The sequence below is a fragment of the Paenibacillus cremeus genome, assembly GCF_007786445.1.
Lineage (GTDB): Bacteria > Bacillota > Bacilli > Paenibacillales > NBRC-103111 > Paenibacillus_G > Paenibacillus_G cremeus.
The window spans coordinates 121,064-132,815 of the sequence record NZ_VNJI01000011.1 but is presented as its reverse complement, the minus strand read 5'-3'; the positions used below and the strand labels follow the sequence as shown (position 1 = coordinate 132,815).

General features: G+C 35.1%; 16 protein-coding genes. 1 reads left to right on the top strand and 15 read right to left on the bottom strand.

Annotation, left to right across the window (positions count from 1 at the left end; all coding sequences use genetic code 11):
• Window positions 1–59: 59 nt before the first annotated feature.
• The 3 genes from FPZ49_RS11410 to FPZ49_RS11400 form a co-directional block, all read right to left on the bottom strand.
• Window positions 60–449 (bottom strand): hypothetical protein, encoded by a 390-nt coding sequence (locus FPZ49_RS11410; RefSeq protein ID WP_144846629.1) that lies wholly within the window; start codon window positions 447–449, stop codon window positions 60–62.
• A gap of 81 nt (window positions 450–530) precedes the next feature.
• Window positions 531–2,243 carry a homing endonuclease associated repeat-containing protein gene (locus FPZ49_RS11405; protein WP_144846627.1) on the bottom strand — a complete coding sequence of 571 codons (1,713 nt, stop codon included), beginning with the start codon at window positions 2,241–2,243 and terminating at the stop codon, window positions 531–533.
• Window positions 2,244–2,405: 162 nt separating this feature from the next.
• Window positions 2,406–2,645 carry a hypothetical protein gene (locus FPZ49_RS11400; RefSeq protein ID WP_144846625.1) on the bottom strand — a complete coding sequence of 80 codons (240 nt, stop codon included), beginning with the start codon at window positions 2,643–2,645 and terminating at the stop codon, window positions 2,406–2,408.
• Between the two features lie 221 nt (window positions 2,646–2,866).
• Between FPZ49_RS11400 and FPZ49_RS11395 the strand changes: the two genes are divergently transcribed.
• On the top strand, window positions 2,867–3,178 hold the full coding sequence (locus FPZ49_RS11395) for a hypothetical protein (protein ID WP_144846623.1): 312 nt from the start codon (window positions 2,867–2,869) through the stop codon (window positions 3,176–3,178).
• Between the two features lie 93 nt (window positions 3,179–3,271).
• Here the strand turns inward: FPZ49_RS11395 and FPZ49_RS11390 are convergent, their stop codons facing one another.
• The 12 genes from FPZ49_RS11390 to FPZ49_RS11335 form a co-directional block, all read right to left on the bottom strand.
• Window positions 3,272–4,768 (bottom strand): hypothetical protein, encoded by a 1,497-nt coding sequence (locus FPZ49_RS11390; RefSeq protein WP_144846621.1) that lies wholly within the window; start codon window positions 4,766–4,768, stop codon window positions 3,272–3,274.
• A 17-nt stretch (window positions 4,769–4,785) separates the two neighbouring features.
• On the bottom strand, window positions 4,786–5,220 hold the full coding sequence (locus FPZ49_RS11385; RefSeq protein ID WP_144846619.1) for a hypothetical protein: 435 nt from the start codon (window positions 5,218–5,220) through the stop codon (window positions 4,786–4,788).
• Window positions 5,217–5,996 (bottom strand): hypothetical protein, encoded by a 780-nt coding sequence (locus FPZ49_RS11380; protein WP_186445772.1) that lies wholly within the window; start codon window positions 5,994–5,996, stop codon window positions 5,217–5,219. Before FPZ49_RS11380 ends, FPZ49_RS11385 begins: the two co-directional genes overlap by 4 nt.
• Before the next feature lie 8 nt (window positions 5,997–6,004).
• Window positions 6,005–6,295, bottom strand: coding sequence for a hypothetical protein (locus FPZ49_RS11375; protein WP_144846615.1), 291 nt, complete (start codon window positions 6,293–6,295; stop codon window positions 6,005–6,007).
• 54 nt (window positions 6,296–6,349) lie between these two features.
• Complete coding sequence (locus FPZ49_RS11370; RefSeq protein WP_144846614.1) at window positions 6,350–6,820, bottom strand: hypothetical protein; 471 nt, start codon at window positions 6,818–6,820, stop codon at window positions 6,350–6,352.
• Between the two features lie 122 nt (window positions 6,821–6,942).
• On the bottom strand, window positions 6,943–7,965 hold the full coding sequence (locus tag FPZ49_RS11365) for a tyrosine-type recombinase/integrase (protein ID WP_144846612.1): 1,023 nt from the start codon (window positions 7,963–7,965) through the stop codon (window positions 6,943–6,945).
• Between the two features lie 106 nt (window positions 7,966–8,071).
• The gene (locus FPZ49_RS11360; protein WP_144846610.1) at window positions 8,072–8,260 is read right to left on the bottom strand and encodes a hypothetical protein; all 189 of its coding nucleotides are present in this window, start codon (window positions 8,258–8,260) and stop codon (window positions 8,072–8,074) included.
• A gap of 144 nt (window positions 8,261–8,404) precedes the next feature.
• Window positions 8,405–8,854, bottom strand: a complete 450-nt coding sequence (locus tag FPZ49_RS11355) for a hypothetical protein (protein WP_144846608.1) — start codon at window positions 8,852–8,854, stop codon at window positions 8,405–8,407.
• A complete protein-coding gene (locus FPZ49_RS11350) occupies window positions 8,838–9,335 on the bottom strand; it encodes a hypothetical protein (protein ID WP_144846606.1) in 498 nt (165 codons plus the stop codon). The genes FPZ49_RS11355 and FPZ49_RS11350 overlap by 17 nt, the downstream gene beginning before the upstream one ends.
• Before the next feature lie 162 nt (window positions 9,336–9,497).
• The gene (locus FPZ49_RS11345) at window positions 9,498–10,487 is read right to left on the bottom strand and encodes a hypothetical protein (protein ID WP_144846604.1); all 990 of its coding nucleotides are present in this window, start codon (window positions 10,485–10,487) and stop codon (window positions 9,498–9,500) included.
• Between the two features lie 34 nt (window positions 10,488–10,521).
• Window positions 10,522–11,250 (bottom strand): hypothetical protein, encoded by a 729-nt coding sequence (locus tag FPZ49_RS11340; protein WP_144846602.1) that lies wholly within the window; start codon window positions 11,248–11,250, stop codon window positions 10,522–10,524.
• Window positions 11,251–11,751 carry a hypothetical protein gene (locus FPZ49_RS11335; RefSeq protein WP_144846600.1) on the bottom strand — a complete coding sequence of 167 codons (501 nt, stop codon included), beginning with the start codon at window positions 11,749–11,751 and terminating at the stop codon, window positions 11,251–11,253. It lies immediately after the preceding gene.
• Between the last annotated feature and the right edge of the window lies 1 nt (window position 11,752).

The following is an 11,752-nucleotide window of genomic DNA, read 5'->3' as shown; positions in this document are numbered from 1 at the left end:
AATCACTCCTTTTTTGAAATAAAAAAGAAGCGATTAATCATATCGCTTCCTAAGAATTTTTATTGGTTCAGTAATTCAAAAACTTTAACCTCATACTTATTATATTCATTCATATACTTCTGTTTATTTTCTAAATTATTTTCTTTAACCGCTTCTTTATACAGTTCTAAGTCAACATATAACTGAGTTAATCCACCAAGTATTTGCTTATCATTATCACTTAATTTATTTAAATTATCAGGTTCTTTAAAATGATTCATATAAAAATCAATTTTTCTTTGTTGTTGATCAGTTATTTGACTATTTCCACTCATAAAATCATGGAATGTTTTAGCAACAACTTTTGAATCGTCTTTGAAAGTAGATATACCATTTGCGGAAACTGAACAACCTGAAACAATCAGAAAAACAAATAAAAGGATAAAACAAACCCTTATATGGTTATGCATGTACAGAACAACCCCTTTAAAATTAATGGTATGTATTAATCCATTATAATCCAAAAGGGGTGCTATGTGCATAATTATATATTAAAAAATATTCTCATAAGACTCTTCAATTTTTACTTTTAATTGAAATTTTGATAATTTCTCAATTAACCCAAAATAATTATTATCTAAATCAGTTGGCAAAATAGCGATTAATTGTATGTTCGCTTTTTCACAGTCATTAATTTTTTTAATAGCCTTTTTGGTGTATTTAGAAAATTTTGAATCATTTTTTAAACTTTTTTCATTAAACATCCCAAAGTATTCAATGAAGATATCATGTTCTTGTAATTTCCAATCAAAATTTCTCTTCGTCTTATCGTTTGGAATTACCTTTTTATATGGGTATTCTTTAATAAATTTTATCTCATTGTCAATGAGTATATTTGAAATTACCATTTCTGGGTATGATCTACATTGTTCTCCGTTTCTGTCGAAACAGATTTTTCCTTCTCCAGATTTATACAGAACAATTTCATTTTTATAATCGATGTTTAATAAATTACATATATCTCTAATACTTCCCAACTTATTTTTATATGTTGTATAGTTTGCCATCTCGGATTGATTATTAATGTCTTCCATTAATGGGATTCTTTTTAGTTTATTGTATAATTCAAAATAATCTTGAAGCATTTCTTCGTTTGATTTATTGCTATAAACGTGACCAGTTAACGCCCAACCTAGTTCTTGAATGATTTGATTAAAAGTCATTCCAAATACTCGCTGTATTTGATTAATACTAGTAAGTCCACTTTCCTTTATTTCTATTGTCATAGGCGCTCTACCTAGTTTGTTTTTTAATTCATTTAAAATTTCAATTAGTTCTTCTTTTGATCGTTTGACGATATTTGCTTCTCCAATGTATTTTAAGCAAATATCATTATAATTCAATCCAAGCAAACCCTCTAAGTTTCGTCTGCGACTCAACTTATGTTTTTTTGCATATTCATCATATTCTTGAACCGTTGGACAATAACCTAATTCACTGAATAAATTTTTCAATCCCAATATTGCACGATCAATTCTTTCATTCTTGGTTATTATTTTATCATCTGTAACAAGTCCTGCTTCAAATAATGCTTTATTATAACTGCCAAATTTTAGTGCGAACCACGAATCATTCAATCCAAGATTCTTAAGATCGTTTTTAGTTGGTTTTTTATTGCTACCTTCATAAAATTGTTTCAAAAAAGTAATTCCGTCTTCTTTTGTTTTTAAACTGTGATAATTTTTATTTATTGGTAAATTGCAATCTATAAGAAATTCATTCCAAGAAGGCCAATAATGTCTAATAATATTACTTGAAAATGATAATTCATTATAATAAGGACTTCTATTATTTTTTTCGTAAAAATCAATTGCTTCTTTCATTAAATATTCTTTATCATAAACTTTCAAAGAATTTAATTCGAATCCAGCAGCAATCAGAGCATTATTCCAACTTCCAAATCTATCTTCAAAAACTGTTGAACTTGGAAATTCCTTATCTTTATTCATTCCATTTATATAAGGAGTCTTATTATATTTATAGGAAAACCTTTTTAATTCATTTATCAAAAACTCTTCACTCATAGTCTGTTTACCATATTTCGCTTCTTTACTTCTTTGTAATCCTAATTTCATTGCTCTTAGAACGATTTGAGGCCAACCTCTTTTAATTAATAGCTTACTTAATATTTCTTCTTGTTCTGCCGTATTATATAGTTCGATTAAAACATTATCATCCTCTTTATTCCATTTAATTCCACCCATAAAAAATCACTCCTTAGTTAATTACTCCACCACATAAAAGACAACAGAAGAGGTGAGTGGAGTGTATTCACCTCTTGTCAGATATGGTAGCTAATCATATCCTATCTATTGTAAACTTTATAAACATATTATATAATTTCATTGAATCCATTCAGCATCGGTTCAGTGTTCCAGCACTGAGCCTTTTTCTATGTATTGGCTTGTAAATCTGTTTACATCCCAATGTAGCTCATCGATATTACCTAGAAACCACTTGTTAACAAACAATCCAACGTGATCGTCAAGCCAAGTATTCTTAATTAAATCGAATACCCATTTCTCTTCAGATACAATCTCAAGTAACGATAATAATTGCTGCTTTGTCTGTGCTCGATCCAATTGTTCAGTGAATAGTAGTTCCATCCGAACCATCTCCTCTTGGAATAATTTCCATCCCATAATCAGAGTATACAAGGTTAAGAACCTTGTGTCAATAGTTCATCAAAAGCAATATTTTTTCACTTGGAAGCGTAACTTTTCACTCTATAATGAAATAATTTAACTTTTACAGTTCAACGTTATATGTTATATTGTTGTTAAAAGGTTAAGAACTTTGGTACAACTTTTGATCAGGAGTTGATTATATGGCTATTGCAGACAATAACGAACGGTTTACATTCGTCCTCGATAAAGGATTAAAAAATAAATTGCAGATATTAGCCGATGTAGACAAGCGCAAATTGGGTAATTATGTTGCGCACATTCTTGAACAACACGTTATCGAATATGAGCGAATGCTTCTCGACAAGTATGGTTTTGATGGATATGATGAAGCATATGACGCATTCTTCGGTGGATTGCGATCTCATTTGTTTGTGAATGAAGCAGATTTTGAAATGCAAGCCAAACTAGAACGGCTAAGACAAATTCAAAAAGATTTTGGAGATAAAGTATAACTACATAAAATTCCTTAACAAAATGAACTGCACCTATACTTATAGATGCAGTTTTTTTATTAAGAATAATCCTATGAAACGAATGTTTTATCTCTATATCCCACTTTTATGAAACTTAGCAACACCTGTAAACAAAGTAGATACATGCTCATTTGCATCAATTAACTCAGCAGCATGATAGTAACTTCCTGATAAGTTTTCTGTATCCGCAGGATTGAGATTGATTACAAATTTCCCTGTGGCAGGGTCAATTGAAATTCCACCATCAGATGAAATTTTTAATACTTCATTATTTACATTTATAACTGACTTCTTGACTGCCCACTTGATGGTTGAACCAGATAAATCAGTATTTGCAGACATTGTTACAGGAACGCTTATATATTTTGATTCACCAGCAAACATTTCAAAATCTTGGTTTTGTTTCGTCACTCCTATACCTCCTTCGAGGTTGATGTATAAATCTTGTTCACCGCTAAGGTAAACATAAAGAACTTGTTCGCCACTAAGGTGAACATAAAGAACTTGCTCACCCTCAAGTTCAATTGTTCCGATAAGCGTTGGGGCATTTGGCAAAGTCTTTGTAAACGCTTCTGTAGAAATAACCACATCGTACAAGCGCAAGCTCATACTGGCCTGTTTAGAGAATGTTTCTGCTATACCAACAGAATCAGATTTGCTTTTTTGGATTGTTTTTTTCAGTGATTCGGTAATTGAAATGTTATCGCTCAAAACAACAAGTTTACCTGTGCTAGTAGTCAATACATCCGTCTGTGATAAGAAATCAGATAAGAGTTTATTTGTTGATGCTCTATCTGTTTCGGATGCCAAAACATTGTCTGATCTGGTCAAAGTAAGTGCTTTGCGTATTGAATCAACAATGGCGATAGAATCGCTTAAGTTGACCGCTTTACCTCTTGAAGCAGCAATAGAGTCAGACTGTGAAATCAAGTCAAACAGTTGTTTAGAGGTTAAATCATTCTCGCTCTCTGTTGTAGAAACAATATCTGCTTTGGAGATGGAAAATGACTTGCGAATAGTATCTACGAGAGTAATTGAATCACTCAGATTTATCGCTTTACCTTGCATCAATGCGATGGCATCAGCACTAGTGATAAAATCGTTGAATGTAAATGATTTAGAGTTATTTCTGCTTGTGCTTTCTGAGCTGTTTACTGTGTCGGACAATGATTTACCGGATTGTTTGGCAATGGTATCAGTGGCAGATAAATTATCGATAATCGTAACTGAAAGACGTTTATTTATAGTATCTGTGCTCACTATGGTATCAGACTTGGTTAATGCGCTTGATTTTGCAATAGCATCGGATAAGGTTAAGGAATCTGATTTCATAGATGACAATAATTTATATATTGTATCAGATGAAGAAAGCGAGTCAGATTGAGATTGCATTATTCCTTTTAGCAGTATTTCGGAAAAAGAAACTGAATCAGAAAGCGATTTTGTGTATGATGAGCCTGTGCCCGCTCCAAATACCGCTTGCCCTTGCTCTGTTAGCGCACCGTTTACCCTTCGTCCACGTTCGTCTAGTGTGGATGTGGCTATCCTGCCTCGCTCTGTTATTGGCATGGGTTATTCACCTGCCCTTACCACGTTATTGCCATTACTGTAGGAACATCTGATTCCTTGGTATTTGATTTAATTTGTTTAACCAGCGTATCCCATTTATTGAATTTATCCCGAAGATACAGCCTTCCGTCTTTCCAAACTTGGCAGAACTGGTCTTTTGTATGGTTTACTCCACCTTGTTCCAAGGTATACCATAAAATAGGTAGTCCGTCATAGTCAGTGCTATTAACATAAGCATACTCTGCGTTAAATTTACCTAGTGATGTGTCATCGGCTAAGTAAGTAAAAACAGAGCCTAATGCTGAAGATTGAAAAGTTTGAGTTGCCCTTCGATAATCATTTGTAATTAATGTAATTTGTTGTGTTTGTGCTTCGGAAAGCGATAGTGTATTCACGGGTGCATCTACATAAGTAACTTCACCTGTTAGCGCATCGAAGTTTGCACTTTTCATGCCGTATACACCTCCATTACCGTTCCGTTAGCAATTAGTTCCCCACAATTGAACGTAATCCCCGAAATTAAGGAATCAGCGAATGTCGTGTTTGTAAATACAAAAGCGTCAGTTATACTTGTACCTGTAAACGTCGCCGCCGACGGTGAAGCCGTTATTGTTTTTCCTTTATAGCTTGCTTTGGCGATTCCAGTTGAATCGAAATACGCTTCTACATAGTTCCAATAATTCGCACTACTGCCAAGACTACAGTTACCGAATGTGTTATCTGCGTACCTTATCGAACTGTTATCGTTCCAGTTGTTAGGCGCACTAGGGTAAAGCATTAACGAAACATTCGACGCTGTTGTGCCATACAAAATACATCTATATTTTGGGGCGGGTGGAAGATTAGAAATGCTTATTAGAGTCGCTCCTATCACTTCAAAATGCCACTTGGTTATATCTCCACCACTTATAGTTTTTGCCGCCCCGCCTGATGTTGCAGATACCTGAAAGGTATCCGTTGTAGCATTGACCACATAATAATAAGAATTGTTCGTTGAAAACCCTGTAGGAAAAGCGGTAAAGGGATGTATCTTGCCTGCATTTTGATTAAGAAATATTGCAACCCTCTGACCATTTGTAAGACCATGTGCTGTACTTGTAAAAATGTTATTAACCGTATCAACACTAGAGACTGATACGGATTTATTACCATTAAATACATATCTTGCAACAAGTTCGCCGAGGTCTTTATAATTCGCTCGGGTATCGCCTAACCATTTCACGCTCATATTTTCACCTACTTCGTTACAACGCCGTCATAGGCAATATTGACTGCGCCGCCCGACACGTTTTTGATTTGCAGATATTGCGTGTTGTTTACGTGGAATACCGCACCCAAACGCGCACCAAAAGAGGTATCTGAATCGAATTTAATGGAGTTCGCGCCGTTCACAATGTAGAACTCCACCGCACCGGAATAGTACACGTTATGGACAACCCATTCCGCACCTGATGCAGGCTGAATGTTAACTGTGCCGTTATTTGCTACGGATGCAGATAATCCCGATGTTACGTCACCTACTGCCATATAATTACCCCCTTAAATAATAAAATACCATTTAACATAGTCTCTGCCACGCTATTAACTAAACGTTACTTGCCATGTAATTTGAAGACTGTCAGAAGAGGATGATAAAGTTACTGCTCCTGTAAGTTGATGAGCGAATAATGTGCCAGCAGAGGAAGCACTGAAAAGGCCGCATTCTTGAATCGTAGGTGTAGAGGTTACTCCAGTTAAAGTAGCTTGGTATTGAATTACGTTACCAGATGGATTAGAACGAGTTACAGAAACACGGTTATATCCTGCTGATCCAATTGTTAATTCTGCGCCGAGTGCAGTATCTCCAGCGGCAACTGCGGTAGCAGATGTGCCAAAGCCCATGTGAGTAACAAGAGATGTACCTGCGCTTGCAGAGTTCAACAAAGATGCGAGAGAGTTTTTACCTGCTGTCGTTACAACGTTGTCTCTCCATTGACCTTCTTGTACAAGTACGCCATCGCGATATAAATCAACTTTTAAGCGCCCTGTTACTTTGATATTTGCATCAATCATTTTATAATTCCTCCTATGTTTTTTTGTTTTGTTAGATATAAAAAAGAGAACCTGTAAATTTGGCTCTCTTAGTCAAACTTGCTTATTTTGTTTTTTTTGTGCGATGGAATGAAAGTGTGATTTTATTCTGTTTTAGTTAAGTGATCCTTCAGTTTTTCTAGGTCTTTCCATTTCTTTTCTTTAGCGGTTAAGTCGTTATAGACCTTAACCATGTCAGTAGAATTCCATCCCATCACTTCAACGATAAAATCAGAAGACATTCCTAGACGAGACATGTAGGTAGTTATGAAATGACGAAGGCAATGAGGATAGAAAGGAACTCCCAAAAATAATTCCCATTTTTCGATCCATCCTCGAACTGTCTCAACTGTGGCAGGTTCACCATCTCTTTTAATAAAGATTGAATTATGATCCTTGCCTTTGTCATTCATAATTCTTTCTCTCTCAACCAACCAGTCTTTATAATAGGGCAGGAAAATGTCTTTAATTATATACTTCTCAATCATTTTGCCTGTCTTGGTTCGGCCTTTAGTTTTTATTTTCTTAGTAGTCTCAAGAAACATATCTTCAAAAGCCGTGTTATTTTCATCTATGATATCGGTTGTGAATCGTAGCCACTCAGAGACCCTTGCACCACTTGCGATTGCTAACGCGAGAAGACAGGCTTCTTGAGGTCTGCTGATTTCATTTTTAAGATGATTCAAAAGACTATTTACTTGTTCTTCAGATAAAATCGTTTTTTCTCGTACAGGGTTACGAGGCATTGATTCAATTGCTTTTAGGATAACATTTCTAAAATTGGGATGATCTTCATCATAGTATCGAATGATAAATTCAGAGAGCGAACTAAGGCAAGACTTCATTCGTCCAAAACGAGCAGAACCCCACTTTAATTCTTCAACACAGTAACTAAAGAAATCTGCGAATTCAATCTTCTTAATTTCAATGAAAAATTTATTTTCATTATTCAGAAGATTCCATGTGAAGAAAATATTTAAGTCGCTGGTGTAAGCTTCAATTGTTGTGTCTGAACATCGTGTATTTTTTTCCTTCAAGAAACGATCAATCAGTTTCTTATTTTTTTGATTTATTTGTTCTGTCAGTTCTGGTGATGTGATTTGCTTTTTAAATGTTTTTCTAGGCATTAAACCACCTCTCTTGATTCTTCAAATAAAAAAGAAAATACTTCATCAAGCGATTTATTGTGAAAATCAGCAGGATAAAGTATTTTGTAATTTAAATTATTACGTTTTAGCATTTTGAAATTAAATATGGAATGTATCCCTGACCTTGGTTTTTAACAAATGCAGTATGTATTGTTCGATAACTGGGTAAATTATCATTTTGATCTATTTCAGCATTTGTAGGTATTCTTCCCAATTTTCTTGTATAGTTTATTATTCCTTCATATATAATATTAAAATCTATTTTTGCTGGCATTACTTTCTCATCCTCTCAATTCACCCCATCCCAACTTCCCTATATAAAAAGAAACAAGCGCAACGTATCACTAGGATGAGTTAGTGACACTCAAGGTTTGCAACCCTTGTGCGCTTGTTGAACAAGTAATTCAAAATCTAAAATTTATTTCACATTCAATCCTAGCCTAGTCATACCTTGTTTAAATGCCTCAACGTGTTTCTGATTCTTTAACAATCTTTCAACAGTATCGGCATAGAAATTACGAGGAAATGGTTGCATACTATAAATTTCAGAATTCTTCCATGTATATCCAATACCTGTTGCGAAAATTTGTGCTACATCTGTAGTACCATCCATACGCTCATTAGTAATGGATATAGTGTTATCGTCTATAACCTCTACTTGCATGTTTCGAACGTCACTCAAGCCACCATCATCCATTTGTCTAATATACGGATTCTCAGCATGTGATACATACTTGGGATACTCAACTTCTTTTATTGTCTCACTCATTTCCTGAGTAACTGTTTGAGCAACTTCATTTTTCAATACTTTTGATGCTTGAGACTCGATGTATTTTTGAAGTTCATTCAAACTATTGAATGTTGGCATCTTGCTCAACCTCGTTTTGTGTCAATTTACTCAAAGCAGCCTTAGCAAAAATCTCTCCTAATTGCTCTCCAATCAAGTCGCTATTTTCACTAACTTGTTTCATCATATTATTCACTTTTTCAATTTCAGCAGGATCAAAAGCATTCATGATTTCCTCTAGAATATCAAGGTCGATCAACTTTTCGCAGACAATTACCATTTTATCAACTTCGTTCGGGATAATATTTAAACTTGTGAAGTGGCGTAGAAGGAGCATATAGAAAATAAAAGTGATGTCCTTAATGACGTTCATATCCACTTCTTTTTCTTTAAGTTGTTCGAGGATTTCTTGATAGTCGATTAAGAAGCGTTGAATACTAGTTTTCTTAAACCTTACTTGTAAATCGATATAATCACCTGTTTTAAGTGTTACTCGCTTTTGTTCGTTGAACTCTTTTGCGTGGGCTTTATTTATGGATGAAAGCGTAAGTTGTTTTGACATTTTGGATAAAACCTCCCTGAATATTTTTAATCCTCATATTCAAAAACCCTTATAAATAAAGGGTTTCTCAAGATGAAAATCACAATAAAACCAACATTTCATTTGGTAAATAAAAAGAGAAGCAACCAAAATGATTGCCTCTCTTAGAAGAATATAAAATTATCAAGAAACAGTTACAGTAGAAGTATCAGTCAGTCCAGACGCAGTATGAGTAGTTGTAATGGTGCAAGTACCTGCTGCGACACGTGTGATCAAGCCTCCAGCACTAACAGTTGCCTTGGAAACGTCAGACGATACAAAAGTACAGCCACTAGTTACAACATTGTTTGCGTATACTCCCCCACGAATACCATATACCGTCAACTGAGCCGTAGGTGTTCCGGCAGACACCGAAATTGCAGATGGTGTAGCAGCAATTGCTTGATAAGTTACTGCACCAGCACCAGTAGGCTTCATATTTACATAAGCATATGCGCCATCAGCAGCATTTACGAGAGCCATACCATCCAGTTTGGAGCTGGAGATACCGTTTGCCGTTAAGTTAAGATCGAAGTTACCGGAGATACGGAAGTTAGGGATGACAATTTGCATAGTAGCTGTTTGACCACTAGCCTGAAATACCTTTGCGCTGAGGGTCAGCTCGTACCCGTTCGGTACGCTTTGTGCGTCAATTGTAATAGTATCAACCGCTGTGCTGTAACGATAGGTTACTTTTACAGTTGTATTTGCACCACCAGCAACAGAGAAGCTAGTTCCAGATGGGGTAACTGTGACTAACGAGTTGTCAGCTTTTTGTACATAAACCGAACCTACAGGTGTGTTAGCAAGTGTACCATTACCACTTGCAAGGGTGATAACTTCATCGATTACATAGAAATTTTGTGGGGAGTTGATAATGGAAGCACCATTATTCAAAGCCAAATAAGTTTCGTCAAACTTCGCATCTTCAATCGAAACTTCCAATTTTTTGTCATGTTGATAAACGAAGAGAAGTCCATTATTGGCTCCACCGCGTTGCTCAGTTGTAGCAAGAGTTTGCTTGAAAGCAGAGTTGATCAGCGTCTTACCTTTCAATACTACAGCATCAGCTACAGTATCTCGAAGCACAACGTCAGCTACCGAAACCAAGAACTGATTCGTGTTAGTAGACATATTATTGTATTCCTCCTATATTTTATTTATTAAACTATGCCTTGAACATGTCTTTGTCAGATGTAATTTTGTCAAACTCTTCTTTGGACATAATCACATCGTCGTATTTACCTTTTTCTTCGACATGGGATAGCCAATGTTGTATGTCTTTGCTTGCACCATTTTCCGCTAATAAAGCAGAATAAACATCGAAGTTTTTGATTATTGCAAAGCGTTCTAACGTTTTGTTAAATTGAAAAATGGTGTAGTTTTTGATTTCCTGATACGAAACACCTGATAGACAATGCAGGGCAACTACTCGTTCCTCTAATGTGGCAGGAGTTCCGTTTTTCTTGGCTAAAAACTCTTCTGCCGCTTTAAGTTCTTGTTCCAATTCAGGATCGATGAACTCCTCATTGAATTGAATTAGATTTTGCTCAAGAATAATCTTTTTGAACTCATCGAACTCGTATCCATTGATGATTGCATCTTCGACTTGTAAAGATATCTTGGCAGAGTCAGTTTCATTGTATAAAAATGCATATTTTTGCTCTTTTAAAACTAGGCTCAAAAGTCGATCCAGTTTACCCATTAATGCGTTTTCTTGCTGAATAAGCGCAAATAAAAAATCAAGATATGTCATCTTGATCACTTGGATGTCTTGAACTTTATTTTTTTCATACAAGAATACCTGAACGCATTCATAAAAATCCATGCAGTCTTGCATGGTTATAGGATAGATAGAGACACCTTTGAACTCATGAGGATCGCCCCAGACTCTCATCTAAATCGACCTCACATTTGGATACAATTCATAACCTGAAAAGTAGGCGTTATAGTTTACAATTCGTATTCGACTGTTAAAATACAAATTCCCAACAAGTTCAATGTCTACTCCATTAAGACTTTTCAGCAACTCTTGAATGATGACCAATGGCCTTTGTTTACCTTCATCGAGTCTCCATATCCTATTACTTACAATAACCTGAAAGGCAATATTAACATTGGCAATATGAATATTTTCAGGCTCAAAATCTCTGATAAAGATTCGCAATTCACTTTTTGCTTCTTCTACTGTCGTTAGGTTGAAAGGTGTGAAAGATATCCTTATGTCTCTGGGATCAGAGTCATAGTCGAAAAGGACATTGATTTCATCTTGAGTTAAATCAGGTTTACTTAATGCATCAGGAGATGGATACTTGAGACATTTTAATAAGTTTTGATTGTCAATCAATTTAATTAAGATATTTTCGATGACTCGATCAACATTATCTAAGGTATACACT

Coding starts and splice junctions, on each gene's coding strand:
- FPZ49_RS11340 (WP_144846602.1), bottom strand. CDS start 11,250: ATGAGAGTCTGGGGCGATCCTCATGAGTTCAAAGGTGTCTCTATCTAT.
- FPZ49_RS11375 (WP_144846615.1), bottom strand. CDS start 6,295: ATGGCAGTAGGTGACGTAACATCGGGATTATCTGCATCCGTAGCAAAT.
- FPZ49_RS11360 (WP_144846610.1), bottom strand. CDS start 8,260: ATGCCAGCAAAAATAGATTTTAATATTATATATGAAGGAATAATAAAC.
- FPZ49_RS11390 (WP_144846621.1), bottom strand. CDS start 4,768: ATGCCAATAACAGAGCGAGGCAGGATAGCCACATCCACACTAGACGAA.
- FPZ49_RS11380 (WP_186445772.1), bottom strand. CDS start 5,996: ATGAGCGTGAAATGGTTAGGCGATACCCGAGCGAATTATAAAGACCTC.
- FPZ49_RS11385 (WP_144846619.1), bottom strand. CDS start 5,220: ATGAAAAGTGCAAACTTCGATGCGCTAACAGGTGAAGTTACTTATGTA.
- FPZ49_RS11410 (WP_144846629.1), bottom strand. CDS start 449: ATGCATAACCATATAAGGGTTTGTTTTATCCTTTTATTTGTTTTTCTG.
- FPZ49_RS11370 (WP_144846614.1), bottom strand. CDS start 6,820: ATGATTGATGCAAATATCAAAGTAACAGGGCGCTTAAAAGTTGATTTA.
- FPZ49_RS11400 (WP_144846625.1), bottom strand. CDS start 2,645: ATGGAACTACTATTCACTGAACAATTGGATCGAGCACAGACAAAGCAG.
- FPZ49_RS11350 (WP_144846606.1), bottom strand. CDS start 9,335: ATGTCAAAACAACTTACGCTTTCATCCATAAATAAAGCCCACGCAAAA.
- FPZ49_RS11365 (WP_144846612.1), bottom strand. CDS start 7,965: ATGCCTAGAAAAACATTTAAAAAGCAAATCACATCACCAGAACTGACA.
- FPZ49_RS11395 (WP_144846623.1), top strand. CDS start 2,867: ATGGCTATTGCAGACAATAACGAACGGTTTACATTCGTCCTCGATAAA.
- FPZ49_RS11405 (WP_144846627.1), bottom strand. CDS start 2,243: ATGGGTGGAATTAAATGGAATAAAGAGGATGATAATGTTTTAATCGAA.
- FPZ49_RS11355 (WP_144846608.1), bottom strand. CDS start 8,854: ATGCCAACATTCAATAGTTTGAATGAACTTCAAAAATACATCGAGTCT.
- FPZ49_RS11345 (WP_144846604.1), bottom strand. CDS start 10,487: ATGTCTACTAACACGAATCAGTTCTTGGTTTCGGTAGCTGACGTTGTG.